We start from the raw sequence: 25,883 nt of genomic DNA on the forward strand, positions 1-25,883 counted from the left end.
GAGTTCACTCCTGCTCTGCTGCGCCGGCCTGCGGTGGGTCGGGGATCACGGCGGTGACTTCGATCTCGACCTTGGCGTCCGGCTCGACCAAGCGGCTCACCTCGACCGCGGTCATCGCCGCGCGGAAGTCGCCGATGATCTCGCGGAAGGCCACCCCGATCTCCCGATACGCCCGCACGTACGCGTCGACATCGGTGACGTACCAGGTCATTCGGACGATGTGCGTAGGCTCCGCGCCCGCCTCGGCGAGCACTGCCACGATATTGCGCAACGTCTGGCGCACCTGATCAGCGATGTCGGGCGAGCGGATCACACCCTCGGTGTCCCAGCCGATCATGCCCGCGACGACTACCAATTCTCCGCGTGCGGCAATGCCGTTCGCGTATCCGCGCGGCCGCGGCCACCCCGGCGGCTGCAGCACCCTCATGCCGTCGCCGCCGAATCGCCCTGTACCGCACCGAAGTCCCGCAGCCGGAAGCGTTGCAGTTTGCCGGTCGGCGTGCGCGGCAGCGCGTCGACGAAGGTGATCGCTCTCGGGTACTTGTACGGTGCCACTGTCTGTTTCACGAAATCCTGCAATTCCTCGACCATCCCCTCGCGTGTCTCGATCTCGGCGCGCAGCACCACATACGCCTTGACGATCTGGCCGCGATCCTCGTCGGGCACGCCGACCACGGCGCAGTCGGCGACCGCGAAGTGCCCGGCCAGGGCGTCCTCGACCTCGGGTGCGGCGATGTTGTAGCCGGACGACACGATCATGTCGTCGGAGCGGGCCTGATAGTGGAAGTAGCCGTCGACGTCGATCGAATAGGCGTCGCCGGTGTAGTTCCAGCCGTCGCGCACGTACGCGGTCTGCCGGTCGTCGTCGAGGTAGCGGCAACCGGTCGGGCCGCGCACCGCGAGGAGCCCGATCTCGCCGGGGCCCAACGTGTTTCCGTCCGCGTCCACCACGCGTGCTTCATAGCCGGGTACCGCCAGTCCGGTCGCGCCGGGCCTGGCGTGCGCCTCGTCGGCGGAGATGAAGATGTGCAGCATCTCGGTGGCGCCGATGCCGTCGATCAGCTCGATGCCGGTGGCCTCGCGCCATCGAGTGCGGGTGCTCGGCGGCAACGATTCGCCCGCCGAGACGCATTTGCGCAGCGAGGTGCCGCTCAGATCATGGCGGGCGAGAATGCGATACGAGGTGGGTGCGGTGAAAAGTACCGTCGCACTGAACTTCTCGATGGCTTCGAGCAGCTGCGGGGGTCCGGCCTGCTCGAGCAGTACGGTGGAGGCGCCGACCGTCATCGGAAACAGCAGCAGCCCACCGAGACCGAAGGTGAAGGCCAGCGGCGGGCTGCCGATGAACACGTCGTCGGGCTCCGGCCGCAGGATGTGCCGCGGGAAGCAGTGGCAGATCGCCATGACATCGCGGTGGAAGTGCGCGGTCGCCTTCGGCACGCCGGTGGTGCCGGAGGTGAAGGCGATCAGGCAGACGTCGTCAGCGGCGGTGTCCACCGTGTCGAACCGGCCGTCGTGGCGCGCCATCAATGCCTCGAGACCGTCGTCGGCGTCGCTGTGGAAGTAGCGCACCTGGTTCAGCGTGGGACAGGCCGCCACCACCGCCTCCAGTCGAGCGGCCAATGCGGAATCGCAGAGCGCGTGCGTGATTCGCGCCTTGTCGACGATCTGGGTGAGTTCCTTGACCCGCAGCAGCGGCATGGCCGTGACGGCGATGCCGCCCGCCTTCATCACGGCGAACCAGCACGCCGCGAGCATGGGGTTGTTCGGGGCGTCCAGCAGCACTCGATTGCCCGGCACGAGGCCCATGTCGCGCACCAGCACGGCCGCAATGCGATTGGCCTGCTCGTGTAGGTCGGCGTAGGTCCAGCGCGTTCCGTCGGGTGCCTGCACGCACAGGCGGGCGCCGTTGCCGTCGGCCAGCTGCCGGTCGAGTAGTTCACCGGCGCAATTGAGTTGGGCCGGAAACTGCAACTCGGGAGCATCGAACACGAGGTCGGGCCACTGGTCGAGCGGGGGCAGGTTGTCGCGGGCGAAGGTGTCGATGTGTGCGCTAGTCATTGTCGAACCTTGGGGGAGAAGGAGAGTCGTGGATCAGGAGGTGGCGCCGCGCAGGACTTCACGGGCGATGATCAGTTGCTGCACCTCGGTGGCGCCCTCGTAGATGCGCAGGGCGCGGATGTCGCGGTAGAGCCGTTCGACCGGCTGGTCGCTGACCACGCCGAGCGCGCCCCACATCTGCACTGCGGCGTCGATCACCCGTTGGGCGCCTTCGGTCGCGGCCATCTTGGCCATGGCGGCCTCGCGGGTGACCGACCGTCCTTGATCGCGCTGCCAGGCGGCGCGATAGGTGAGCAGTGCGGTCGAGTCGATCGTGGTCGCCATATGGGCGAGTTCGGCTCGGGTCAGCTGGAAGTCGGACAGCACGCCGCCGAACATGCGCCGCGAGGTCGCCCTGGTGAGCGCCTCGGCCATGGCGGAGCGGGCGAAGCCGAGGGCGGCGGCCGCCACCGAGGTCCGGAAGACGTCGAGAGTGCGCATGGCGACCGAGAAGCCCGCACCTGCGTCACCGATGCGTTGTGTCGCAGGCACTCGACAACCGTCGAAGCGCAGCCGTGCGAGCGGGTGCGGGGCGATCACGTCGATGCGTTCGGCGATGTGCAGGCCGGGAGTGTCCGCGTCGACGATGAAGGCCGAAATGCCCCGCGCGCCTTCGGCTTCCCCGGTGCGGGCGAAGACCACGTAGAAGTCCGCGATGCCGCCGTTGGAGATCCAGGTCTTCTCGCCGTCGATGATGTATCCATCGCCGTCGGCGCGTGCGGCGCACGACAGCGCGGCGGCGTCGGAACCCGCGTCGGTTTCCGAGAGCGCGAACGCCGCGATCGCGGTACCGGCAGCCACTCGAGGCAGATAGCGTCGCTTCTGCTCGTCGGTGCCTGCCAGGCTGATCGCGCCGGAGCCGAGTCCCTGCATGGCGAAGGCGAAGTCGGCGAGTGCGTTGCGTTCGGCGAGTATCTCGCGGGCGAGACAGAGTGCACGCGTGTCGATCTGGTCGCGGTTGCCGCCGAATTCTGTACCGGCGACGGTGTGTCGCAGCCAGCCTGCGTCGCCCAGCGCGCGGACCAGCCGACGACATCGGGCGTCGACGTCGGTGCTGGTGCCGTGGTTGAGGTGATCGGCTGCCCAGTCGTGCAGTGCGGCGGCCAGCTTCCGGTGCTCGTCCTCGAAAAACGGCCAGTCCCAGTGATCTTCGGACATGACTAGTTCCCTTCGAACTTCGGCCGCTGCTTGTCGCGGAATGCGTGATAGGCCCGCTTGAAGTCCTCGGTGAGCATGCACAGCGCCTGAGCCTGCGCTTCGGCTTCGATCGCCTGGTCCACCGTCATCGACCACTCCTGGTGCAGCATGGTTTTCGTGATGCCCTGCGCGAAGGTCGGTCCATCGGCCAGCCGGTGCGCGAGCTGCCCAGCGGCGGCGAGCAACTGCTCCGGTTCGGCAAGCTGATTGAAGAAGCCCCACGCGAACGCCTCGTCACCGCTCATTGCCCGTCCGGTGTACAGCAATTCGGACGCGCGGCCCTGCCCGATGATGCGCGGCAGGATCGCGCAGGCGCCCATATCGCACCCGGCGAGCCCGACCCGGGTGAACAGGAATGCCGTTGTGCTGCGGGCGGTTCCGATTCGCAGGTCCGACGCCATCGCCAGAATCGCACCTGCGCCCGCACAGACGCCGTCGACGGCCGCCACGATCGGCTGTGGACAGGCCCGCATCGCCTTCACCAGATCACCGGTCATCCGGGTGAACATCAACAGTTCGGGCGCGGGCAGCGCGATCAGCGGGCCGATGATGTCGTGCACGTCGCCGCCGGAGCAGAAGTTCTCGCCCGCGCCGTGCAGCACGATCACCGCGACATCGTCGGCATAGGCCAAGCGGCGGAACAGGTCTCGCAGCTCGGCATAGGAGTCGAAGGTCAGCGGGTTCTTGCGTTCCGGCCGGTCGAGCATGATCGTGCCGACACCGTCGCGGACCTGCCACTGGAAATGCGTGCTCGCGTAGTCGGCGAGCGTCGTGCGATTGGCCGCGCGCAGTGCGGGGTCGAGGTTCTGGGTCATCAGCGTTCCTGGTTCGATACGGGGGCATGGTCGGCCGTTCCGGCGAGGTGGACGCGGAGCCTGCCGAGCAGGTCGAACAGCGCCTGCTCGTCGCCGCGGCCGAAGCCGGCGAACATCTCGGTCAGCCAGCGTTCGTGTTCGGCGGCCATCTCCTCGAAGCACTCACGCCCGAGCGCGGTCAGCCGCACCAGCGTCGCGCGCTTGTCGACCGGATCCGGAATCCGGTCGACCCAGCCCTCGGCCACCAGCTGATCGGTCAGGCCGGTGACATTGCCGCCGGTCACCATCAGATAGCGGGACAGCGCGCTCATCCGCAGACCGTCGTGATGCCGGTCGAGCTGGGCCAGATAGTCGAAGCGGGGGAGTGTCGTGGCGAACCGGACCCGCAGCCGAGTGCGGATCTCCTGCTCGATCTCGTTGGTAGTGGCCAACAATCGCAGCCACAGCCGGACATCGAGGTGATCGCCGGAGACCGTGCGGGCCTCCATGCCGATGCGTTCGTCGCCGAGCTCGTGCCGGGTGGTCACCTCACATCACCTCCCCGCCGCTGACCGAAATCGACTGTCCGGTCAGCGAAGCCGCCGCGTCCGAGCAGAGCCAGGCCACGGTGGCGGCGACCTCGGCCGGCTCGATCAGCCGTCCCTGCGGGTTGTGCCGGGTGAAGGCCGCGCGGGCTTCGTCGGCGCTGCGGCCGGTCGTCTCGGTCACGTGGGTCACGCTCTCCTGCAACAGGTCGGTGTCGGTGAAGCCGGGGCAGATCGCGTTCACGGTGATCGCCGTGTTCGCGAGTTCCAGTGCCAGCGAACGGGTCAGGCCGATCACGCCGTGCTTGGCGGCGGCGTAGGCGGTGACGTAGGGATAGCCGCGCAGGCCCGCCGTGCTGGCGATGTTGATCACCCGGCCGCGTCCGGCGGCGAGCATGTCGGTGATCGCGCTGCGCGTGCACAGGAACGTGCCGGTGAGGTTCACCGCGAGCATGCGCTGCCATTGCTCGTCGGTGGTGCGCCGCAGCGGTGCGCTCGCCGCCTGCCCGGCGTTGTTCACCAGGATGTCGATCGCGCCGTGCATCAGGCGGGCGTCGGTGAACGCGGCGGCGATGGCCTCCGGGTCGGTGATGTCGCACGCGATGGCGTGGGCCTTGGCCGACTTCGGCAGCCGGGCAACGATTTCGGTGGCCCGCGCGAAGTCGCGAGACAGCAGCGTGAGGCGCGCGCCGTCGTGCGCGAGCCTGGTCGCGATCGCGGCGCCGATGCCGCGTGACCCGCCGGTGACGAGCGCGTGCCGGTCGGCGAGACCGCCGGTGTCGACCTCGGGCATGGTCAGCCTTTCCCCGCCGCGGCGGCCTGCTGGCGTTGGATGTTCGCTTCGAATTGCCGCTTGGCGGCGCGATATTGCTTGGGCCAGCCGAGTTCGGTGTAGCCGATCTTTGCCGCCTCGGTGAGGGTCCAGGAGGGGTTCGCCAGGTGCGGGCGGGCGATGGCACAGAGGTCGGCTCGTCCGGCGGCCACGATGCTGTTCACGTGGTCGGCCTCGGAGATCGCCCCGACCGCGATGGTGGCGATGCCCGCCTCTTGGCGCACCCGGTCGGCGAACGGGGTCTGCCACATGCGGCCGAAGGTCGGTTGCTCCTGTTTGGTGACCTGGCCCGAGGAACAGTCGATCAGGTCGGCGCCCGCCTGCTTGAACCGCTTCGCGATCTCGACGGCGTCGACCGGGGTGATGCCGCCCTCGGCCCAGTCGTGTGCCGAAATACGCACCGACATGGGGAGTTCGGCGGGCCATACCTCGCGCACCGCGGCGAAGACTTCCAACGGGTAGCGCAGTCGGTTCGGCAACGATCCACCGTAGGCATCGGTGCGCTGGTTGGTCAGCGGCGAGATGAAGCTTGACAGCAAATAGCCGTGCGCGCAGTGCAATTCGAGCCAGTCGAAGCCCGCTTCGGCCGAGCGGCGGGCCGCGATGACGAACTGTTCGGTCACCTCGTCCATGTCGGCGCGGGTCATCGCCCGCGACCACTGGCTCACCCCATCGAGGTACTGCTGCGGCGACGCCGAGATCAACGGCCAGTTCGGTTCGTCGTCATCAGCGGTGAGTGGTTGATCGGTGCCGTCCCACATGCGGCGAGTGGAACCTTTGGCTCCTGAATGTCCCAGCTGCATGCCAATTTTCGCGTCGGTATTGTCGTGCACCCACTCGGCGATACGCTGCCAGGCCTGCCGCTGCTCGTCGGTGTACAGGCCTGGGCAGCCGGGTGTGATCCGGCCTGTCGCACTGACACAGGTCATCTCGGCGAAGACCAGTCCGGCGCCGCCTTGCGCACGGGCGCCGAGGTGTACCAGGTGGAAGTCGCTGGGAACCCCGTTGACGGCGGAATATTGGGCCATCGGTGAGACGATCACCCGATTCTTCAGCGTCACCGAGCGGACGGTGTACGGCGTGAACATCGGTGGGACGGAAGGCTCTTCGGCAGTCCGGGCGACCCCGGCCCGCGCGTCGAACCAGCGCTCGTAGTCCTCGAGCCAGCCCTTGTCGCGCAAGCGCAGATTTTCGTGGCTGATGCGCTGGCTGCGGGTGAGCATCGAGTACATGAACTGCTCGGGTTCCAGTTGGTCGCAATAGCGTTCGCCGCAGACCTCGAACCACTCCATCGCGTTCCATGCCGCGTTCTGGAGTCGGAGCGCGTCGATCGAGCGGACCTCTTGGTAGTGCGTGAGCACGGCGGGCAGGTCGGCGGGTGTGTCGCCGTGCTCGCCGAGTTGGCGGACCAGCTCGATGGCGTCCTCGAGCGCCAGCTTGGTGCCGGAACCGATGGCGAAGTGCGCGGTGTGCACGGCGTCGCCCATCAGCACGACGTGGCTGTTGCCGTTGTGCAGCCACCACTGCTCGCATTTGACCCGCTGAAAGTTCTGCCAGCCCGATCCCGGCAGGTGGCGGGAGTTCGTCATCAGCTTCTCGCCCTGCAGGTTGTCGGCGAAAATCCGCTCGCAGAACGCCACCGACTCGTCCGGTGTGGCCTGGTCGAGCCCGTGTGCCCGCCAGAGGTGTTCGGGCGCCTCGACGATGAAGGTGCTGGTGTTCTCGTCGAACTTGTAGATGTGTGCTTGCAGCCAACCGTGTTCGGTCTCGACGAAGTCGAAAGTGAAAGCGTCGTACAGTTTCTCGGTGCCGAGCCAGATGTAGCGGTTCGGGCGGGTCACGAGGTCGGGTAAGAATACGTCTTGATGCCTGCCGCGGATCCTGGAGGAGATGCCGTCGGCGGCGACGATCAGGTCCGCGTCGGGGAATTCCGTGTCGGAGTGGACCTCTCGGTCGAACTCGAGCTTTACCCCGACCTCTTCGCATCGCGCCTGCAGGATGTTCAGCAGCTTCTTGCGGCCGATGCCGACGAAACCGTGTCCGCCGGAACGTAAGACGCGCCCTTTGAAGCGCAGCTCGATGTCGTCCCAGTGGTTGAACGCCGACTCGATCCGGTCCGCGGTGGTGCGATCCCACACCCGCATCGTCTCCATCGTGGCGTCGGAAAACACCACGCCCCACCCGAAAGTGTCGTAGGGACGGTTGCGTTCGACCACGGTGACCTCGTGATCGGCATTGAGCTGCTTCATCAGCAACCCGAAGTACAAGCCGGCGGGCCCGCCGCCGATGCACACGACCTTCATACGCTCTCCTCGAGTCGCGGTACGAAGTACTTTACCTCTAAAGCTTTAGATATAAAGCACTTTTGCCGGATTGCGGTGCACGAGGAGCTGACCTGCGGGAACTCTCTGGCGGGCAAGGTGATTGCGGTGGATTTACGGTAGGGCGGGTCCTGCCGGTAGTCGTCGGTCGAAGGGAGGACCGCGCGGCCTATTCGTTGCGGAGGTCGTCCTCCGAAGCGCCTAGCCGCCAGTATCCGCGAAAGGTCAAGTCCGCCTTCGGGATACGCCGTTCGGTGACGAGGTGGCGGCGCAATGCGCGCACGACACCCGATTCGCCCGCGATCCACGCGTAGGGCCGATGGTGCGGTAACGCGGCGGACTGGACCGCGCGCAGGATCTGGCCGCGCTCGCGATCGTCGTGCACCAGCCAGGTGATCTCGGCGTCCGCCTTGGTGCGCAGTTCCCGGCGATCGGCCTTGTGCGGCACCTCGATCCAGACCTTGGCGATAGTGCCGGCGGGCAGCGATTCGAGGATGCTCGATGCCGCGGGCAATGCCGTCTCGTCCGCGGCGATGAGCACGCATCCCGCGTCGTCGTGCGGGCGGAACGCCACGCTGCGATTATCACCGTCGGATGGACCGAGGATGGTGACCCGATCGCCCGGTTGCGCCTGGGCCGCCCACCGCGAGGCCGGCCCGCCGTCGGCGTGCGGGACGAAATCGATATCCAGCTCGCCTGTTTCGGGACGATGCTCGCGCGCGGTGTATGCCCGCATCACCGAGCGGATGGCGGGATCGGCGGCCCGCCATTCGGCGAACCAGTTCTCACCGGCGTCGATCGGGATCCACGGTTTCGACTGACCGGGCTGGGGCAGGAACAGCGACAGGCTCTGATCGCGCCCGCCACTGGCGAAGCCTGCCAATGACGTACCGCCGAAAACGATTCGGAGCTGGGACGGGCTGAGCAACTCGGTCCGCAGGACCGGCACATTCTCGAAGAAGCGAAAAGGTTGGGCGCGCATGGTGATTCCTACTCAGGTGACTTTGCCGGAGCGGCGGATGGCCGCGGCCAGGTCCTCGAGCAGCGGTGCCGTGCCCGCGTGCGAGAACCGGTAGATCGGCTGCCAGCCGCCGATCTGGTTGGCGCGTACCGAGGGCAGGCCGCGCCAGACCGGGTTGGCGGCCAGCGCCTCCGGGGACAATCCCGTGGATCTGCCGTCTAGCAGGATCAGGTCGGCCGGGTACTTGTCGGTGTGCTCCCAGCTCAGTTCCTCGAAGAAGCCGTCACCGGTGACGTGGTCCGGTCCGACCACGTCCACGCCCAATTGCGCGAAATAGCTGAGATCGGCGGATGCTTTCGGATCGGACACGTAGAAGATGCCGGGCGCCGCCGACGCGGCAAGCACACGCAGTCCTGGCCGCTGCGCCACCGCATCGCGAATCGACTGCGCCGCGGCGTCGAAGCGCGCCTTGGCCTGGATTGCCTTGGGCGCGTTCAGATCCGCGCCCAGTGCGCGTGCGAGCTCGGTATAGCGTGCGATGGTGTCCGGCAGCGTCCGGTGCGCGACCTGCACCGCCGCCACATTAGGATTGATCGCCAGAATCTTCGCCTTGCTCTCGTCTGGGACGTACCAAAGCCGATCTGGCACATACATATCGGTGACGAGCAGGTCCGGTTCGAGCGCCGCGTACTTCTCGACATCGAACTCGCCCCAGTTGTTACCGAGCACGGTCACCTTGTCGACGTCGAGCTCGCCCTTGAGTGGTGCCAGTTCGTGTGCCGCCGTGCGTGTTTCGCCGAACACCCCGACGATGCGATGCTGCAGCCCGAAGTCGGCCAGCATCGCGGCGGCCCCGACGAAGGCAACGATCCGGGACGGCACCTCCTTGGTGTGGACGGTGCTGCCCCGGTCGTCGGTGAACGACCAGCCGCCCGGCCCCGTGAACGTTCCGTCATCGGAAGACCGGGAGCACGCGGTAGCGGCGGCCCCGAGCCCGACCGCAGCGGCGGCCGAGAACAGGCGGCGGCGAGTGATATGGATTGTGTCCATGGCGGCCATTAGAACGAGTTGTCGCCAGTAAGGCAAGCCTCACCTACATGAGGTTGATCACCTGTGGTTGAAATCGCCTGTGCTAACTGGACAACTCTTGCGAACCATCGCGGCTCACCAACCCAGCGAATCGCGACGCGCTGATATTGCCGCCGGAGATCACAATGCCGACGCGGGCGCCAGGGAGCTGGACCCGGCCTGCCAGCATTGCGGCGACACCGGCGACACCGGTCGGCTCGGCGACGATCTTCATCGTGTCGAACAGAAAGGACATGGCCGCGACCAGTTGGTCGTCGGTGACCACGGAGATCTCGTCCACGAGCCTGCGGTTGACGGCGAAAGTAAGCTCGCCGGGGATTTCGGCGGCCTGTGCGTCGGCGATGGTGTGCGGCACCGGGATCCGAACCCGGTGACCGGCTTCGAGTGAACGCTTGGTGTCGTCGCCGTCGACCGGTTCGACGCCGATGATGCGGATGCCAGGGGAAAGCGTGGTAGCCGCGGTAGCGCAGCCGGCCATCAGCCCGCCGCCACCGATCGGGGCGAGGAAGGCGGTCAGCGGCCCGGTCTTCTCGATGAGTTCGAGCGCTACGGTGCCCTGTCCGGCCATCACCCGAAGATCATCGAATGGCGGAATGGCGCTCAGGCCACGCTCGGCAGCCAGGGCCTCGCCGATCGCGGTCCGATCCTGCGTGTAGCGGTCGTAGGTGACGACCTCGGCTCCATACCCCTTGGTGGCGGCCATCTTTGAAGCGGGAGTGTCCGCTGGCATCACGATAACTGCCGAGGTGCCCAGCAGCCGCGCGGACAGCGCAACCGCCTGGGCGTGATTGCCGGAAGACCAGGCCACCACACCGCGCGCGAGCTGGTCAGCCGCCAGTTGCGAGATCGCGTTGTAGGCGCCCCGAAACTTGAACGCGCCAACCCTCTGAAAATTCTCGCACTTGAGAAACACCTCGGCCCCGACCCGCTCATTCAGCGTACGGGACGTGAGCACCGGCGTCCGGTGAGCGACACCAGCGAGCCGATGCGCCGCCGCGCGCACGTCATCGATCGCGATTTGGCCTGTCACGCTTGGAATTCTGCCATTTCAACCAGACGTGTCGAACGGCCAGTTTATGGACTTCGACCCGGAACCAGGCAGTCATTCACCGTCGTCCGCGCCGAACCCACCGTTCTCGACCTCCTCTGACCAGACTTCAACTCCACGGTTCGGGTCGCGGTTACCGCCGCCATCAGCGCCAGCTGGGCAACCATAGGTGCTGTTGCCAGGTCGACTCCGTGATCGGCAGCGCGGTCAGGATCGGGTAGTTCCAGACAAAGTTCGCAACGACCAATCCCAGGTACAGGCAGACCACCAGCAATCCGGTGCCACGACGCTCGTCGGATTCGGTGGTGCGTCCGAGGATCTGCCCGAGCGCCAGCGCAACCAGCATGACCAGGAACGGTGCCATCGCGGTGGCGTAGAAGTAATACATCTGCCGGTCCAGCACCGCGAACCACGGCAACCATCCGGCTCCATAGCCGGCGAGCACCGCCAGGTACCGCCAGTCGCGCCGAGTAACCGACTGCCACAAAGCCCACCCCACGGCGGGCAGCGCCAGCCACCAGATCGCGGGCGTACCCACCAGCATGATCGCTCGCACGCATGCCGATTGTCCGCATCCGGTGGCCTGTTCGGGATCGGAAAAGTGGTAGAGCATCGGCCGCAACCCCATCGGCCATGTCCACGGCTTGGACTCCCATGGATGGTGAAAACCCGCCGAATTGGTCAGATGGGTGTGTACTTCGAGCACCTCGCCGTGCTGGAACCACAAGGACCGCAACGCATCCGGCACGAACGACAAGAACCCGCCATCATCGACCTGTATCCCGACGGCGTGCCGGTTGATCGCGCTTTCGCTCGCGAACCATCCCGCATACGTCCCCAGATACACGCCGATCGCGACGACGATCAACGCGAACACGGCAGGCGCGGCATCGCGCACGATCGTGCCGACATACGGGCGAAGCACCCCGTAGCGCCGGCGTGCGGCCGCATCGAACCCCAGGCACAGCACCACGAAGCAGACCATGAAATAGGCGCCCGACCACTTGGTGGCACAGGACAATCCGAGCAGAACCCCGGCGGCGAACCGCCACCACCGCACGCCGAGACGGGGCCCGAACGAAGTCACCGCGACCCGTCCCGCAGCATCGGCCAGCCGTGCCCTGACCTGGTCACGATCGACGATCAAACACCCGAACGCCCCGGTGACCAGCACCGCCAGAAAGATATCGAGCATCCCGATCCGCGACGAAACCAAGGTGACGCCATCGGTGATCATCAGGATCCCCGCGATGGCCCCGATCATCGTCGACCGAGCCAGCCGTCGAACGATCCGAATCACCAGCAGCACCAACAGGGTTCCGGCCACCGCCGCCGAAAACCGCCACCCCAGCGGGCTGTAACCGAACAGCGCCTCGCCGATCGCGATGAGCAGCTTCCCCGCCGGCGGATGCACCACGACCACGTACCCGGGATTGTCCTCGATCCCCATCCCGTTGGTCAGCATCTCCCACGCCTGCAACGCGTAGTACTTCTCGTCGAAGACCGGCGTCCCGCCATCGGTCGTCGAGCGGAGCCGCTCGAACCGCGTGACCGCCGCGAGCAACGTCAGCGCGATCGTCACCCACCAGCCGCGCGCTGTGTCACCCGGACCGGGCTCCGGCCGCACCGTCGACGGGTCGACGATCAGCCGAGCCCACCGGTTCACCCCCACATCAACCACGGCTCGACCCTACGGAGAGTCGGCTCGAACAACCGAACCAGGTGTCAAAGCCCAAGCGCTGTAACGAGTGATCCTGAGCCGGGCCGCGATTCGCTCGGGTCAGTTCACCAGGCTGTCGAACATGCCGGGCTGGTAGGAGCCTCCCTTCTGGTGCACGATCACGGCCAGCCGGTTGGCGGCGTTGATCATCGCGACCAGGGCGACCAGGGCCGCGGTCTGGTCGTCGTCGTAGTGCTTGCGTACCTGGGTCCAGGTCTCGTCGGACACGCCCTGGTAGGCGTCGGCGAGCCGGGTGCCCTCCTCGGCCAGTGCCAGCGCGGCCTGCTCTGCTTCGGTGAACACGGTGGCTTCGCGCCAGGCGGCGACCAGGTTGAGCCGGACCGCGCTTTCACCGGCGGCCGCGGCGTCCTTGGTGTGCAGGTCGATGCACCAGCCGCAGCCGTTGATCTGGCTGGCGCGCAACGAAACCAATTCCTGCGTGGCCTTCGGCAGCGACGACTGCACGATCGGCATGCTGGCGTTGGCGAACCGCTTGCCGAACTTGGTGCCGAGCTCGTTGGTGAACAGGTCGAAACGGGGTTCCATGACGTCGTCCTCACTCGTTGGTGTTGCATTGAACGAACATGAGATGCCGACGACCCGGCCCTTGTGACAGGTGCGGTTACGTGACGAGCGCCACACACGGGCGGTGTCACAAAACCGCGCGGCGCGGCATCTGGTGGGGTGACACAGCAGCGAGCTAGACAGGAGCCACCCATGGCAGGTACGTCGAACACCGCGCCCGGCGACAGCCAGGCCGATCCCGCCACCGCCACGTTCGTCGCGCACCGCAACCTGCTGTTCACGGTCGCCTACGAGATGCTCGGCTCGGCCGCCGACGCCGAAGACGTGCTGCAGGAAACCTGGTTGCGGTGGGCGGGTGTCGATCTCGACATGGTCCGGGATCAGCGGGCCTACCTGGTTCGCATCACCACCCGCCAGGCGCTCGGCCGGCTGCGCACGCTCGGCCGTCGCAAGGAGTCCTATGTCGGCTCGTGGCTGCCCGAGCCGCTGCTCACCGCGCCTGACGTGGCCGAGGATGTCGAGTTGGCGGACAGCGTGTCGATGGCGATGCTGCTGGTGCTGGAGACGCTCGCACCGACCGAGCGGGCGGTGTTCGTGCTGCGCGAGGTCTTCGATCTGTCCTATGACGAGATCGCCGAGGCCGTCGACAAGACTCCGGCCGCGGTCCGCCAGATCGTCCATCGAGCTCGGGCGCACGTCACCGCGCGCCGACCGCGCGGCGTCGTTTCCCCGTCGCAGACCCGAGACGCGCTCGCCGCCTTCCAGCGGGCGATCGAGACGGGCGAGATGCAGAACCTGCTCGATATCCTCGCGCCGGACGTGGTCTTCCTCGGCGACGGTGGCGGAATCAAGCAGGCGGTGCCGCGTCCCGTCGTCGGCTCCGGCATCGTGGCTCGCTTGCTGGCCGTCGGCTTCGACCGGATCCGCGCCACGATGTCGGTCGAGCCCGTGCAGGTCAATGGTTCTCCGGCGCTGCTGCTCCGACAGGACGGGGAGATCGACACGGTCATCGCGCTGCGCATCGACGACGGGCTCATCACGGGGCTCTACTCAGTGCGTAATCCGGAGAAGTTGTCGCACATGGAGCGCGAGACGGCGCTGCGCCGTTGAGTTCGTGTATGGGTTCCGTCAAGGCCGGTGGTCGGGGTTGACGGTTCGGGGCATAGTCAGCCGTCGTGACGGATCCTGCCAGTAATGTCGATCTTCGTGCTGAGATCGGCCGGGTAGCGGCGCGGGAGGATCTGGGGCCGCACCGAAGAACCTACGCGGCAGCGCAACCCGATGTTCGGCGGTATGTCATCGAAGCGGTTGCCACGCTCGTCGCCGCTTTGGTGACGGTGCTCGGGTTCGTGAGTGGTGTTGCGGTGGTGGCCATTGTCGGCGTGACGGGCATGCTGATGGTCGGTGGTCGGCTGCTGTGGGATCTGTTGTGGCTGGCGTATGTACAAGGCCGGAACCGCCGTACCCGGCTGGATCTGTACGAGCGCGGTCTCGTGGTGATCGTCGGAGGTAAGCCTCGGTGCGTTCGGTACGACACCACGACGTTGCGGCGGAATATCGTCGAGCATGCGAATTCTCCTGCGCCGAATCAGGTCTCGTACGCCTACACCTTGGTCGACACACTCGGTGAGCCGATTGTGTTGCGGCACGGGATCGAGGATCCAGAGGAGTGGGGTTCGGTGATCGATCAGGCGATCACCGAGGCGCAATTGCCTAAGGCCATCGGTGTACTGGAGTCGGGTGGATGTCTCGACTTCGAGTACTTCTGGATGACCAGTGCCGAGATCGGTGCGGGGGACCGGTCGGAGCTGTGGTCGAGGGTGGCCGATGTCGTGCTGAGCAAAGGGTGGGTCAGCGTCGGTGTGGTGGGGGAGTCGGCGCCGCTGGAATCGCTTCCGGTGAGCTTGATTCCGAACTTCACGATCTTCCGCACGCTGGCGGAGCGTCTGCGGGCCGAGCATGCGCGTTCGTAGACCGTAAAAGACGCGTCAAAGCGTCGCGGATCGGCGGCCGGTCGATCGTGGTGCCGTCAGCGGCGCGACCGGCAGGTGTGCCGCCTGAGCTGGAAATTCGATGAGAAGCGTTGTACCGCAGCGTATGTCAGAGATTCGTCAATTCGGCGCCGGGAACCTTTCCGTCGGGGGTCTGCCGCTGACATCGTCGAAATTCGTTGTGTTGGTGAAGGGAACAGGTGTGGCGTCGAAGGTCGGGGTGACCCCGGATGAATTGCGTAGTGCAGCAGGGAAAATGGGCGCGCTGCGGGATCGGATGAACGGCATCCTGAGCACGCTGGAGAGCTCGCTGGCGACCAAGGGATCGGCCTGGGGCGGCGACGGCTACGGCAGCACCTTCGCCGACGGCCCGCAGGGCTACGTGGCGGCGCACAAGAACCTCTCCGAGGGTATCGGCAATACGGCCAAGACCCTCGACTCGTATTCCGACGGGCAGTACAAAGCCGCGGAGCTGCTGGCCGGAATGGACCGGCGGTAGCTCGACTCCTGCTGATAACGCGTGTCTATCACCATGCCCAGCGAGCTGCAATGGCTCGGCTGGGTCGCCGGATCGGACTGGCCCGACGGCGACGAAGACAAGATGTGGGCCATCGCCGCCGACTGGCGCAAGGCCGCCGCCGATATTCGTGACCTGCTACCGGATCTGGCTGCCGCCAAGAAGGCGGCCATCGATGCGTATCCCTGGGGCGAGGGTATCGAGGCGATGACCGCCGCGCTGGACAAACTGGACCGTGGCCCGGAGTCGCTCGAGGAACTGGCCGACATCCTGGACTCGGTCGCGGAATCCGCGGACGCCCTGGCCACCGAGATCGAGTACACCAAGATCCTCGTCATCAGCTCGCTGGCCATGCTGGCCATCGAAATCGCCGCGGCCTGGTTCTTTCCACCAACCGCGCCACTGGTCGAAGCGGCGGCCGTCGGCGCGACCAGGTTGGCGGTGCGGCTGCTCGGTCAGCGGGCGGTCACCGCCATCGCTCGATTCGCCGCGAAGACCGGTCTCGCCGCACTCGCCAAATTCACGGCGAAGCACGTTGTTTTCAGCACCGTGCTCGGCGCGGGTCAAGACCTCGCGATCCAGGGATATCAGGTCGGGGCCGGGCATCGCGACAGCATCGACTGGAACCGCGTCGGCACGACCGCCTACACCGCTGCGGCAGCGGGTGCGATCGGCGGTCCGGCCGGGGGATTGCTTGGCAAGGCGGCAGCGAAAGTTCCACTGCCAGGTGGGCGTTGGGGTGGCGCGCTCAAAGGTGCGGCCGTCGGCGCCGGCTCGGGCATGATCGGCGCGCTGGGCGCGTGGGGCGTCGGCGGTATTGCCAACGGTTGGACCTGGGACCCGCGACTGCTGACCGGTGGTGCGTCATACGGGGTATTGACGGGTGGCAGCAAGGGTTTTCGCCACTCCCCATCCGGGCATGGGCCTGGCTCAAGGGGATTCAACGCGCCGGATATCGCACGTTTCGGCGGCGACGGAAGTTCGCCGCGTGTCCGACCGGCCAGCAGTGCAGAAAGCGGCCCGCGGAACAGTACTGACAGTGGTGTCGCGCCCCACACTGCGGATCCGTCGAACAATGGCGTCAGGAACGAGACCGGCTCGACCGCTACCGGCAATCATGCGGGGGAGTCGTCGAGCAACACTCGGAATGACCCTGAAACCCAGTCCAATACGGATTCCGGAGCGCGCAACGGTGAAAGCCGTGCCGGTATACCCGAGACCACCCCGGGCAGGGGTGCGCACGCGGTAACACCCGCGCATGCCGGGAACAATGAGTCCGGAATCATCGCCGGGCCCAAGGAATCTCAGGTTGCGCCCTCGAACGGGCACGGCAGTGCGGCCACTCCTTCGCCCACCCACGCAGGGCAGGACAGCGGCACGTCGCCGATTACCGAGTCGCAACATGCGGCCGACCTGAACGGGCAGGGCGGTGTCGACACTGCCGCGCCGACCCAGGTGGGGCAGGACAGCGGGACGCAGCCGGGCGCAGCGCCGCAACATAACGCGGACCCGACCGGGCATACGAGCGAGGGCACGAATTCTGTTACGGCACAGGAAGGTGGCGCGCGACCAGAGCCGGTGCAGCAACACCAAGAGGTGCCGTCCGGCGAGCCGGCGTCCGGCGATACGAAAGCCACTCCGCTGGAACAAGCCTCGCCTATCGGCGGCGAGAACAAGTCGGTCGGATCCGAGGTCGGCGGCTCGACGAGTACCGGCGGCGAGCATCCCGTCGGTGCGGGCGGACAGCGTGGTGTCGAGCAGCCGACCGGCACGGTTCAGTCGTCGGCTACGCCGCATTCGTCCGGCCCGGCTCGGGCATCGGAAGGCAGCCAATCGCACTCTGCGGCATCGGCGTCCGCCAGCGGCGACGGCGGCCATCCGAAATCGACAGTCAGCACGGACGGCACCCAGTCGAAGCCGACGGTGAAGGCAGCCGAACCGTTGACGCCACGAGCGGGCAGTACGGAATCGCGTCCGGCCGGTTCCGAACCGCGTGCGGGTAGCCCCGAACGCGGTGGCGCCTCGATCGGAGCCGAAGCGCCGATCGAGGCGAACTCCACCGGCGAGAATGCGGCCGAAACCCACACTCCTGGAACGGAACAGCCGCATTCCGAGTCTCGTGCGAACGGCGAGGAACAGCCGCAGACCGCGGCGGAGGCGAAACGGCCCGCGGAGATGCCGGACGCGACCCGCGCGAAGCTGCGCGGGCTGGGTGTCGATCCGGCGGCCATGACTCCCGAACAGGTGCAGCGCGCCGGTATGGATGCTGTGATGCGTCGCTTGTCGGAGCTCACCGGTTCAATGGCCGACCTGGACGCCGCCGGTTTGCCGCCGGACGAACACTACGCCGAGCACAAGGCCCTGCAACGGCAGATCGATGAGGTTCTCGCCCTGCGAAAAGATCTCCGAGCCGGATTCGGGCAGCAGCAAAACACGGCCACCGGGAAACCGGTTGCCGCCCCGACGCCGGAAACCCCATCGGGAGCCGAGAATACGACGAAGCCGGTCGGGGAGCGCGCAGCGACGGAGGCCGATCAGCCTGCCGAGGTTGCCGAATCGACTCGCGAGAAAGCGCGGGCGCTCGGCATCGATCCGGAAGGCATGACGCCAGAGCAGCTGCGGCAGGCCGGCGAGGAGGCTTTCGCCCGTCGCGTAGCCGAATTCGCGGACCGGACCGCCGCGCTCGAAGGGGCCGGGCTGCGGCCGAACGAGCTACTCGCACAGCGCATGGAGCTGCAACGGCAGATCGACGAGTTCCTCGCGCAGCGCCGAGAATTCCGATCGGAGTTCGAGCAATACGGGAAACCTGCTGGCGCCGAAGGAAATACCCCTGCAGAGCCCCATTCGCCGCAGCGTCCCGAGCCAGAGCCGCAACCGTCCCCCGAGCCGGAATCGCTCCCCGAGCAGCCAGAACCCCACTCGACTCCCGACCCGGATGGTCGGCAGGAACCAGCAGGCGAACAGCCACCCGCCACCGAACCGACACCGGAGCCCCCGACCACACCTGAAGGCGAGCGGACACCCGACGAAATCCCCGACACGACATCGAAGATCCCTTACACACCAAGATACTTCGGCGTACCCCCGATCCCCGAATACGAGGCGCCAGCACCTCCGGACGACGCTGTGTGGGAGCCCGAACCTGGGCCGATACCGGAGCCGGAGCCGGAGCCGGAGCCAGAACCCGAGCCGGAGCCGGAGCCGGAACCTGAGCCCGAGCCGGAGCCCGAACCTGAGCCGGAACCTGAGCCGGAGCCGGAGCCGGAACCTGAGCCGGAGCCCGAGCCGGAACCGGAGCCCGAGCCGGAGCCCGAACCTGAGCCGGAACCTGAGCCGGAGCCGGAACCGGAGCCTGAGCCGGAGCCGGAACCTGAGCCCGAGCCCGAGCCCGAGCCCGAGCCCGAGCCCGAGCCGGAACCTGAGCCTGAGCCTGAGCCTGAGCCTGCTCCGGAACCATGTGACGAGACCGATGAAACAGCTCCGGCCGTTCCGCCCATCCCCTCGGGTGACGGCGACAGCTGAGGAATGGCGCCCGGGTGTTAAGGACCGTGGAATCCTGGTGTGTCGTGGCCTGTTTCGGCTTAGGGTCGGCTGGTGGGCCTAGCGGTCGGGCTGGTCGGTATCACCCTGTTCCTTGTACCAGGGTTGGTCTGGTCGGCCTATCTCGTCTGTGCGGGCAACATGGACGCGCAGGCCTTGGCCCAGAAAATGGCTGTGCCGCAGCCGAGTTCGGCGCTGGACTGGCCGGAGCTGCACGTGCAGGCGGTGGTGGCGCAACCTGATCAGGAGTCGCTCGTGTTGCTGCACGTCGACTGGCCCGCGTTTCCGCAGCGGAATGCGACCCTGCTGGTGTCGCTGGACGAGGGTGACCCGCGATCGCTGCTGGTGCTCTCGCAGTGGTGCGCGTGCCAGGCCTCGGTGTCGCCGCTACGACCCTGCGGCGAAATGGTGGAACTGCGCCGCCGTCAGAGTCTGCAACGTGTGTCGGGCGTGCTCCTCGCAGAAAACCCCTGGCCGAATTCCTAACTGCTACTGCGAGGTTCGGCGGACCTGCCTTGCGGGGCGCGCATCATCGAGCCTGCATGATCGACACAGGCAGAAAGCCTTGTCAGGAAACGGAATCCAGGTCGGTTCCCGGATTAGTTTCCGACTGGGTCCAGCTGGCCACGAACAGCCCTGCATCGTGGGACACCGGATCGGATATCAGCTGCCCCGTGAGGTGTTGTCCTCCGGTTGCGCCGGCCAGTACCTGCAAAGGTGCCCTTCCGGAGGCGTTCAAGGTCTGTGCCCACCGTGGATCGAGTTGGCCGAGAGCTGTGGCGTCCGCCCGTGCGAGGGACTGCGCGAGCATCGCGTTGTAGGTCCTCGCTTGGCCTGCCGCGCTGTCCTGAAGCTGCTCGGTGGCCGCTCCTTCTGCCAGGACGAGCATGACAACCTTTTGTTTTCGTTCGGCCAATTCCTCACCCAGTGCCGCACATTCGCGCGGCGATGCGTCGAACGAAACCGACTGATACTCGAATCCTTTGAAATACAACCCATCCGGACCGCTGGCAGTGGCCAGCCACAGCCCGACCGACAGCGACATCGGCAGTGGTAGTGATTCCTTGTTGCCCATGCACCAGGCGATATCCCAGGACCAGTCGATGCCGTAACGCCCAAGGCTGCCATACGTATTGGCGCTGTCATACGCCATGGTCGTGTCGTCGCCGCCGACGATCACCAACAAGTCCGGCAAGGTCGGATCGGTATGAAATTCCTCCGTCCTGCCGATCGCCCAACCGTCGGTTTCGTCGCCGAATTTCGGGAATCGCAGTCGGCGGATCGATTCGACGCAGGAGGTGCGCAGCCCACCCCACAGGGCGGCCGCCGAACCGGCGACCTCGGGTATCAACATCGGCGGGTGCGGGCAGACGGCGGCAGCGATCAGCGGCACGTATCCTCCTGAAGATCCTGAGTTACAACCACCTTGGCACAGGTACACACAGCGAGCCCCTGGCCGGATAGCCCCGTCGGCGGGATTCCACGGACTTTCACCGCGGCAGACCATCCTGCCATCGGCTACTTTGCGCGCGTTGGGAAACTATGTGAGCCAACACATTCTGGACGGCCGACCAACGCGCGCCATGCGGCTAGGACGTTTCTGAACGGCTACCAGGGCAACGCGGGTGCGCCGTGATGAGCCACGCCTACGCAGGTCGGTCCTGGTGCAACGATCGGGCCGTGCTGTTCTTCGGGTATCTCGCAGCACGAGACGCCACCAATCAGGTAGCGGATAACCAGCCGACGATGTACTCGTTGAACGAAGCGTTGGAGGGCTTCTGACGCCCGTTGCGGTGGTGTGCGGGAGAATAGATATGTGTTGCATGTTCTCGAGTCGCCTGCCCCGCTCAGCAGTCGCGCCCGGGCATTCCTCGTTGAGCATGCTGACAGGGTCGCTGTCGACACCGGGCCCGACGACGACCAGTGCCGAGCCGACATGCGCGTTGCGTTCGGCCACAGCGACGAGCAGGCACTGGCCGCTCTGCGGCGCATCCAGCAGCGATACTCGGGACTCACCTACCGGAGTCCGCTTCGCGGTGGGCAGATCGTTCTCGAGCCGGTGCTCGCGGCCGACCCGGATATGGACCGCATCGAGTTCTGGTACGCGATCATGGACGCCACTCCCGACGGGTGCTCCAGCGGCGGTCTCCTACCCGACGGCACGGTCCTCTTCGGCCTATTCGATGTGGACGTCCCCACGTTCCCGTCGCTCGATAACTTCCTGGAATGCGACGCCTTGCTGGCGTTCGCCGGCCGCCAGGTTCTTGTGTCCGCAGAGAGCACAACAGATCTCACAGGCCACCTGGCGATGTTGCGCGAACGTCATCCCACCCTGCACCGGATGGACCGGGAAAGCGGATTGTGCGTGGAATGGTGGAGTGACGGTCAGACGCTGATATTCCTGACTTCGCTAGAGGCGCGGTTGACACCGGGATTCGCGCTCACCGGCCCAGTCCCGACCACCGTGAAGACTTGGAGCCTCGGTGTGCCACGCGCGTGAGTCCTCCGGATCCTTGGCATCGTCGTGGTCCTCGACGTAACCGTGTGGCTGACCGGTCCGAGGCCGGTCACGATCCGCTCGGAACGCGCGGGTCGCGGCGGAGTCGCTTCGGCATACCACCATTACCACCAGACAAACGCCCAGCGGTCGATGGCGTGCGCTCGGCCTTGGCGATCTCGAAGGCAGGGTTGGGACGTCGTGTAATCGGCTAGCGCTTTGAGAAGCGCTGCCAGCCAACCAATTTGGATGAATGGCCAACGCGCGATATGCGGCTATGGCGGACGTTCGTCAGCCGGGCGACCGTGATCGGCCGACACGCCTGTGGAGATGCGTTGCCGCTGGGACCGGGTGGCGCGGTGGGAAAATATGCCGTCCGGAACCATCCGTGTGCTTCGCGGCAACGAAGATCACATTGATACCTCTTGGGGCGCAGCGTAATGCGCCCTGCTGGCGGAGGGGACTGCCGCGGGCGTGCACTGATGGCCTGCTGGAGCACGCGGTCCCCATCTTTCGGTGTCCGCCGAGGGGGTGTGAGAACAGCGATACCCGTGAGCGCCGGGCATCAGCGGTGTTCGGCAGTCAGCGGGTGTCCCCGCTCTGACGACACACAGGACAGGAGTTCATCGATGCATTGCCTCAGACCCGCTCTCGGTGCCGCACTGCTGGTGCTTGCCGCGGTGAGCGTACCGGCACTCGCACCGCAACCCGCCCACGCAGATTTTCCCACGGTCCCTTTCAGCATACGATCCGAGAAATTCAAAGACCGGTGCTGGACAATCGTGCCGCCGGAAAATAACCCCAAGGAACCCAACGTTCTACAGCAGAAGTGCGACATGTACAACAGTGCGCAGAGGCTCCGATACGACGCGGCCAGCAAACATATCGTCAACGACAAGACCGGCGACTGTATCGGAGTCGTCTCGGACATTGGCGCGTTTCTGTCTGCGGGCGAATGCTCCAAGTTCCCAAAGAGGCCCGGCAGTCTGCAATGGACATTCGACCGGCAGGGGCGGCTTTCAGTCGGTCCTTTTGGTCGCCGAGGCGATATTTCGTGCGCGGACGCCGGGATCGCCGACGTGCAGGGTCGGCTGTGGGTCCCTGCCGTGGTTTGCAACGATAAGAACAGTCAGAAGTGGCGGGCCGACACCAACATCTGACGTTGACACGTGCCCTGGTCCGGTACGGGCAGTAGCTGGGTGGGGAGCGGCATTTGCCCCACCCAGCCAAATGCGCCGGACTCGGGGGCAACGTATCCACAAGCGTGCGGCGTGGCCGGACTCATAGGAATGCGCGGTATTCGGCATTGCCGCGCGTTGGGAAGCGCTGTCAGCCAACCGATTTGGACGATCGACCAACGCGCGGTATGCGGCTCACGGTTTCAGCGGGTTCCAGTTCTGGTCGCCGACAGCGGAACCGCTCTGCCGTGAAACAGCAGACAGTGCCCGGCCGCCGCTGACGTGTCTGTTCGGCGTCGCACAGAAGTCGGCTACGGTAGGTCCGCGGTGCGGCCGTCAGCGCGAGCGCCTCGACGAACACCGGAACCGTTCGAACCGACCAGATGAACGAGACGGTCCCGGCGACCCACGTTGCGCAAGCGGGCCGGACCTGAACAGCACTCAGAGGCCACTCGAGGCTCGTGGCATCGTTAACGCCCCACATCTCTGGCCACCTATCCAGGACTCGAGTCCGCGCGGTCACGTGAGTACGGGGACGGGCCAGCCCCGAGCACTCCGCACGGGGCTGGCCCGTCAACGCGAATCAGACGTGGGGGTGCTGCGTGGCGCGGGCTATCCGGACGCGCATTGGAAGTCCGTGTAGGACTGCCAGGTGGCCGTGCCGGTCTTGCCGGTGGCGAAACCGCGGCTGTTCACGTTGCCGACGTAATAGCCAGTTGGACCATTGCGCCAGGCGATCGTGAAGCGGACCTGGGACTCGTAGTTCGAGTGCCAGGTGACGGTGCCGGTCATTCTGGCGTTGCCGGCGACCGCTACCGCGTCGCCTCTGGGGTTCTGGCCAGCGCCTTGGAAGCCGACGGTCCAGCCGTTGCTCTGGGTCAGCCCTACGTCGCCGAAGCGCGGGAAGGCCCACATCAGGCAGTTGCCTTGGGCGGTGGCGGTTCCGCTGCCGACCATCAGAATGGCGCCGACCAGGGTGGGCGCGGCCAGTAGCGCGGCATAGCGTGTCCGGATCCGGTGGTGGGTGGTGGTGTGGGTGCGGGCCTTGTTCGGCATGTCGACTCCAAAGTCAGTGGGTCACACTGCTGAATCGCTCGCACCGGGAAGAACGTGAACGCCTGTGGCCAAGATCTTTTCGGCCATCGAGAGCCGCCGACATCCACAGGGCGCGAGCGCTGGAGGCGGGAGTAGAGGACGTGAGGTCTTGGACACACGGAAGCGGAGCTCGGCCGGTGTCTACGGCGCGCGATCAGCGGCTAGTGCGTTGCGCAGGTCGAGCCCGCTGCGCGGACGGCTGTCTGTGGCTGTGATTTCATCAGCCCGACAGCCGCAGCGATACCGGCCAGCAGCCAGAAGCGGACGATCACCGCGGTCTCGGCCCAGCCGGCCAGTTCGAAATGGTGGTGGAACGACGGCCGCAGGAACCCGAGACCCCGCCGACGCAACCCCGCGAAGCCACCGATCAGACCGACCGCCAAGCGGGCGAGCAACGTTGCCGCCGCGGCGATTTCGAGCGGGGCCTGCGGTGTGTGGGTCAACGAACTCGATCGGGCCCGGGCGTGGGGAGCTCGGCTGCTCCCGTCTCGGTCGAGGTTCGGTGACAGCGCTCGGGTCGCGAGCTGGTGTGACGATTCGGCACTCAGGATGTCGCGGCCACTTGACGCCGTCGACCTGGGCCCATGCGATTATCTGCCTGGTTGCCGAAATCGTGAATTGCATACCTTACGGAATCCTTCAGTAAATCGTTGGCGTCCGGTCCCGCCGTATGTAGCGTCATGGCGCACACAAGATTTGGTATCCGGAAGGAAAACGCATGGCGCACATGGAAATCGCACTCAAGGACATGATGATGCTGGACGGCGCACTCGGTGCGGCGGTCGTCGACTACGGCAGTGGCATGGCACTGGCGACGCTCGGCGGCTCGAAGACTCTGGACATGAACGTTGCGGCAGCGGGAAACACCGAGGTGGTCCGAGCGAAGTTGCGAACGATGGAACAACTCGGGATCAACGAGGAGTTGGAAGACGTACTGATCACCCTCAACAACCAGTACCATCTCATACGGCCGACGCGGGGGCGCAGGTCCGAGGGGCTGTTTCTCTATCTCGCGCTCGACAAGAGCCGTGGCAACCTGGCCCTGGCCCGGCATCGCCTGAAGGACATCGAGAACGAACTCGAAATCTGACGCATCGGATGAAAGAGTGGCCACACCATGCCATCGCCGCAGCGTCCGCTTTATCAGATGAAAGCAGAGTTCTTCAAAACTTTGGGCCATCCGGTGCGCATTCGAGTCCTCGAATTACTCAGCGTGCGTCCGTATGCGGTATCGGAACTGTTGGATGAGATCGAGGTGGAGGCAGCGAATCTTTCCCAGCAGTTATCGATTCTGCGGCGTGCGGGATTGGTGCGAGCATGCCGCACCGGATTGTCCGTAACCTACGACCTCACCTCGCCCAGGGTGGCGGAATTGCTGGCCGTCGCTCGCGCCATTCTCACGGGTGTCGTTGCGGGCCAGGTCGAAGCTCTGCGTTGAGGTTCGGAATCGTGAACGCTTCTGTGGTGCAGCACTTCTCGATGCCGGTCACGACCTCGCTGTGCGGGTAGGGGACATCGGCTCCGATTTCGGCGATGGCCGCTTCGGTGGCACGCCATTCCGCCCAGCAACAAGGAGTGCCGTCGACTATCGAAAGAAGGTCCAGGATGCGGCGAGATGCCGACCCGCAGGTTCGGTTGCGCACCGCGAAGACTTTGGCGGTCACCCTGTCTGTGCCCGGCTATCGTGAATTCGTGTTCGGCGCGGAGGCCATTCACGTGCGGGGGCTCGACAGCAGGCTGATCTCTCGCGGCCGTCGTGTGCTGCACACCGCCTCATCACCCATCTGTCCCCGTGGCGGGTGCGCGGTATTCGGCTACCGGATGCTCTGTACCGCAGTACTTCGCACCCGCCGACCGCGCGGCATGCGGTAGAGGGCGCTCAGCCTAGACGGTCTCTGCCCGCTGATCTTCCGCCGTACCGCACGACCGTGCC

General features: G+C 66.1%; 25 protein-coding genes and 1 pseudogene. 11 read left to right on the forward strand and 15 right to left on the reverse strand.

The window, feature by feature from the left end:
- Positions 1–4: 4 nt before the first annotated feature.
- The 12 genes from ABZ942_RS36810 to ABZ942_RS36865 all read right to left on the reverse strand — a co-directional run bounded on the left by ABZ942_RS36810 (position 5) and on the right by ABZ942_RS36865 (position 13,153).
- Positions 5–427 carry a RidA family protein gene (locus ABZ942_RS36810; protein ID WP_357390421.1) on the reverse strand — a complete coding sequence of 141 codons (423 nt, stop codon included), beginning with the start codon at positions 425–427 and terminating at the stop codon, positions 5–7.
- Positions 424–2,061 carry an AMP-binding protein gene (locus ABZ942_RS36815; protein WP_357390423.1) on the reverse strand — a complete coding sequence of 546 codons (1,638 nt, stop codon included), beginning with the start codon at positions 2,059–2,061 and terminating at the stop codon, positions 424–426. Before ABZ942_RS36815 ends, ABZ942_RS36810 begins: the two co-directional genes overlap by 4 nt.
- A gap of 33 nt (positions 2,062–2,094) precedes the next feature.
- The gene (locus ABZ942_RS36820) at positions 2,095–3,258 is read right to left on the reverse strand and encodes an acyl-CoA dehydrogenase family protein (RefSeq protein WP_357390425.1); all 1,164 of its coding nucleotides are present in this window, start codon (positions 3,256–3,258) and stop codon (positions 2,095–2,097) included.
- A gap of 2 nt (positions 3,259–3,260) precedes the next feature.
- Positions 3,261–4,112 carry an enoyl-CoA hydratase family protein gene (locus ABZ942_RS36825; protein ID WP_357390427.1) on the reverse strand — a complete coding sequence of 284 codons (852 nt, stop codon included), beginning with the start codon at positions 4,110–4,112 and terminating at the stop codon, positions 3,261–3,263.
- Positions 4,112–4,639, reverse strand: a complete 528-nt coding sequence (locus tag ABZ942_RS36830; protein ID WP_357390428.1) for a MarR family transcriptional regulator — start codon at positions 4,637–4,639, stop codon at positions 4,112–4,114. Before ABZ942_RS36830 ends, ABZ942_RS36825 begins: the two co-directional genes overlap by 1 nt.
- 1 nt (position 4,640) lies before the next feature.
- On the reverse strand, positions 4,641–5,429 hold the full coding sequence (locus tag ABZ942_RS36835) for an SDR family NAD(P)-dependent oxidoreductase (RefSeq protein ID WP_357390430.1): 789 nt from the start codon (positions 5,427–5,429) through the stop codon (positions 4,641–4,643).
- A 2-nt stretch (positions 5,430–5,431) separates the two neighbouring features.
- Complete coding sequence (locus ABZ942_RS36840) at positions 5,432–7,771, reverse strand: bifunctional salicylyl-CoA 5-hydroxylase/oxidoreductase (protein WP_357390432.1); 2,340 nt, start codon at positions 7,769–7,771, stop codon at positions 5,432–5,434.
- Between the two features lie 187 nt (positions 7,772–7,958).
- Positions 7,959–8,771 carry a siderophore-interacting protein gene (locus tag ABZ942_RS36845; RefSeq protein WP_357390434.1) on the reverse strand — a complete coding sequence of 271 codons (813 nt, stop codon included), beginning with the start codon at positions 8,769–8,771 and terminating at the stop codon, positions 7,959–7,961.
- A gap of 12 nt (positions 8,772–8,783) precedes the next feature.
- Positions 8,784–9,800: an ABC transporter substrate-binding protein gene (locus ABZ942_RS36850; protein ID WP_357390436.1), complete on the reverse strand. Its 1,017-nt coding sequence runs from the start codon at positions 9,798–9,800 to the stop codon at positions 8,784–8,786.
- A gap of 82 nt (positions 9,801–9,882) precedes the next feature.
- Positions 9,883–10,842 (reverse strand): pyridoxal-phosphate dependent enzyme, encoded by a 960-nt coding sequence (locus ABZ942_RS36855; protein ID WP_357390438.1) that lies wholly within the window; start codon positions 10,840–10,842, stop codon positions 9,883–9,885.
- Positions 10,843–11,032: 190 nt separating this feature from the next.
- Positions 11,033–12,559, reverse strand: coding sequence for a phospholipid carrier-dependent glycosyltransferase (locus ABZ942_RS36860; RefSeq protein WP_357390547.1), 1,527 nt, complete (start codon positions 12,557–12,559; stop codon positions 11,033–11,035).
- Between the two features lie 108 nt (positions 12,560–12,667).
- Positions 12,668–13,153, reverse strand: a complete 486-nt coding sequence (locus ABZ942_RS36865) for a carboxymuconolactone decarboxylase family protein (RefSeq protein ID WP_357390440.1) — start codon at positions 13,151–13,153, stop codon at positions 12,668–12,670.
- A gap of 171 nt (positions 13,154–13,324) precedes the next feature.
- Here ABZ942_RS36865 and ABZ942_RS36870 point away from each other — a divergent pair, with 171 nt between their 5' ends.
- From ABZ942_RS36870 to ABZ942_RS36890, 5 genes are all read left to right on the forward strand, one after another.
- On the forward strand, positions 13,325–14,242 hold the full coding sequence (locus ABZ942_RS36870) for an RNA polymerase sigma-70 factor (RefSeq protein ID WP_357390442.1): 918 nt from the start codon (positions 13,325–13,327) through the stop codon (positions 14,240–14,242).
- Between the two features lie 65 nt (positions 14,243–14,307).
- Positions 14,308–15,105 (forward strand): DUF6585 family protein, encoded by a 798-nt coding sequence (locus ABZ942_RS36875; protein WP_357390444.1) that lies wholly within the window; start codon positions 14,308–14,310, stop codon positions 15,103–15,105.
- 220 nt (positions 15,106–15,325) lie between these two features.
- Positions 15,326–15,622 (forward strand): WXG100 family type VII secretion target, encoded by a 297-nt coding sequence (locus ABZ942_RS36880; RefSeq protein ID WP_357390446.1) that lies wholly within the window; start codon positions 15,326–15,328, stop codon positions 15,620–15,622.
- Between the two features lie 21 nt (positions 15,623–15,643).
- Entirely contained in the window at positions 15,644–19,162 is a 3,519-nt protein-coding gene (locus ABZ942_RS36885; protein WP_357390448.1) for a hypothetical protein, read from the forward strand.
- Between the two features lie 72 nt (positions 19,163–19,234).
- The gene (locus ABZ942_RS36890; RefSeq protein WP_357390450.1) at positions 19,235–19,666 is read left to right on the forward strand and encodes a hypothetical protein; all 432 of its coding nucleotides are present in this window, start codon (positions 19,235–19,237) and stop codon (positions 19,664–19,666) included.
- Positions 19,667–19,748: 82 nt separating this feature from the next.
- On the opposite strand, the gene ABZ942_RS36895 is transcribed toward ABZ942_RS36890, so the two are convergent.
- Complete coding sequence (locus ABZ942_RS36895; RefSeq protein ID WP_357390452.1) at positions 19,749–20,621, reverse strand: hypothetical protein; 873 nt, start codon at positions 20,619–20,621, stop codon at positions 19,749–19,751.
- Positions 20,622–20,815: 194 nt separating this feature from the next.
- Here ABZ942_RS36895 and ABZ942_RS36900 point away from each other — a divergent pair, with 194 nt between their 5' ends.
- From ABZ942_RS36900 to ABZ942_RS36910, 3 genes are all read left to right on the forward strand, one after another.
- Positions 20,816–20,962, forward strand: coding sequence for a hypothetical protein (locus tag ABZ942_RS36900; protein WP_357390454.1), 147 nt, complete (start codon positions 20,816–20,818; stop codon positions 20,960–20,962).
- 154 nt (positions 20,963–21,116) lie between these two features.
- Entirely contained in the window at positions 21,117–21,680 is a 564-nt protein-coding gene (locus ABZ942_RS36905) for a hypothetical protein (RefSeq protein WP_357390456.1), read from the forward strand.
- A 626-nt stretch (positions 21,681–22,306) separates the two neighbouring features.
- Entirely contained in the window at positions 22,307–22,837 is a 531-nt protein-coding gene (locus tag ABZ942_RS36910) for an RICIN domain-containing protein (RefSeq protein ID WP_357390458.1), read from the forward strand.
- 630 nt (positions 22,838–23,467) lie between these two features.
- Here ABZ942_RS36910 and ABZ942_RS36915 read toward each other — a convergent pair.
- Together ABZ942_RS36915 and ABZ942_RS36920 are read right to left on the reverse strand one after the other, a co-directional pair.
- Complete coding sequence (locus tag ABZ942_RS36915; protein ID WP_357390460.1) at positions 23,468–23,911, reverse strand: hypothetical protein; 444 nt, start codon at positions 23,909–23,911, stop codon at positions 23,468–23,470.
- A gap of 200 nt (positions 23,912–24,111) precedes the next feature.
- Positions 24,112–24,369, reverse strand: a pseudogene (locus tag ABZ942_RS36920) (hypothetical protein); the annotation flags it as partial.
- Between the two features lie 299 nt (positions 24,370–24,668).
- Here ABZ942_RS36920 and ABZ942_RS36925 point away from each other — a divergent pair.
- The 3 genes from ABZ942_RS36925 (at position 24,669) to ABZ942_RS36935 (ending at position 25,822) form a co-directional block, all read left to right on the forward strand.
- Positions 24,669–25,040 (forward strand): hypothetical protein, encoded by a 372-nt coding sequence (locus tag ABZ942_RS36925; RefSeq protein ID WP_357390462.1) that lies wholly within the window; start codon positions 24,669–24,671, stop codon positions 25,038–25,040.
- A gap of 27 nt (positions 25,041–25,067) precedes the next feature.
- The gene (locus tag ABZ942_RS36930) at positions 25,068–25,388 is read left to right on the forward strand and encodes a metalloregulator ArsR/SmtB family transcription factor (RefSeq protein WP_357390464.1); all 321 of its coding nucleotides are present in this window, start codon (positions 25,068–25,070) and stop codon (positions 25,386–25,388) included.
- A 167-nt stretch (positions 25,389–25,555) separates the two neighbouring features.
- Positions 25,556–25,822 carry a hypothetical protein gene (locus ABZ942_RS36935; protein WP_357390466.1) on the forward strand — a complete coding sequence of 89 codons (267 nt, stop codon included), beginning with the start codon at positions 25,556–25,558 and terminating at the stop codon, positions 25,820–25,822.
- Positions 25,823–25,883: the final 61 nt, after the last annotated feature.

It is taken from the genome of Nocardia sp. NPDC046473 (assembly GCF_040645995.1).
Taxonomy (GTDB): domain Bacteria; phylum Actinomycetota; class Actinomycetes; order Mycobacteriales; family Mycobacteriaceae; genus Nocardia.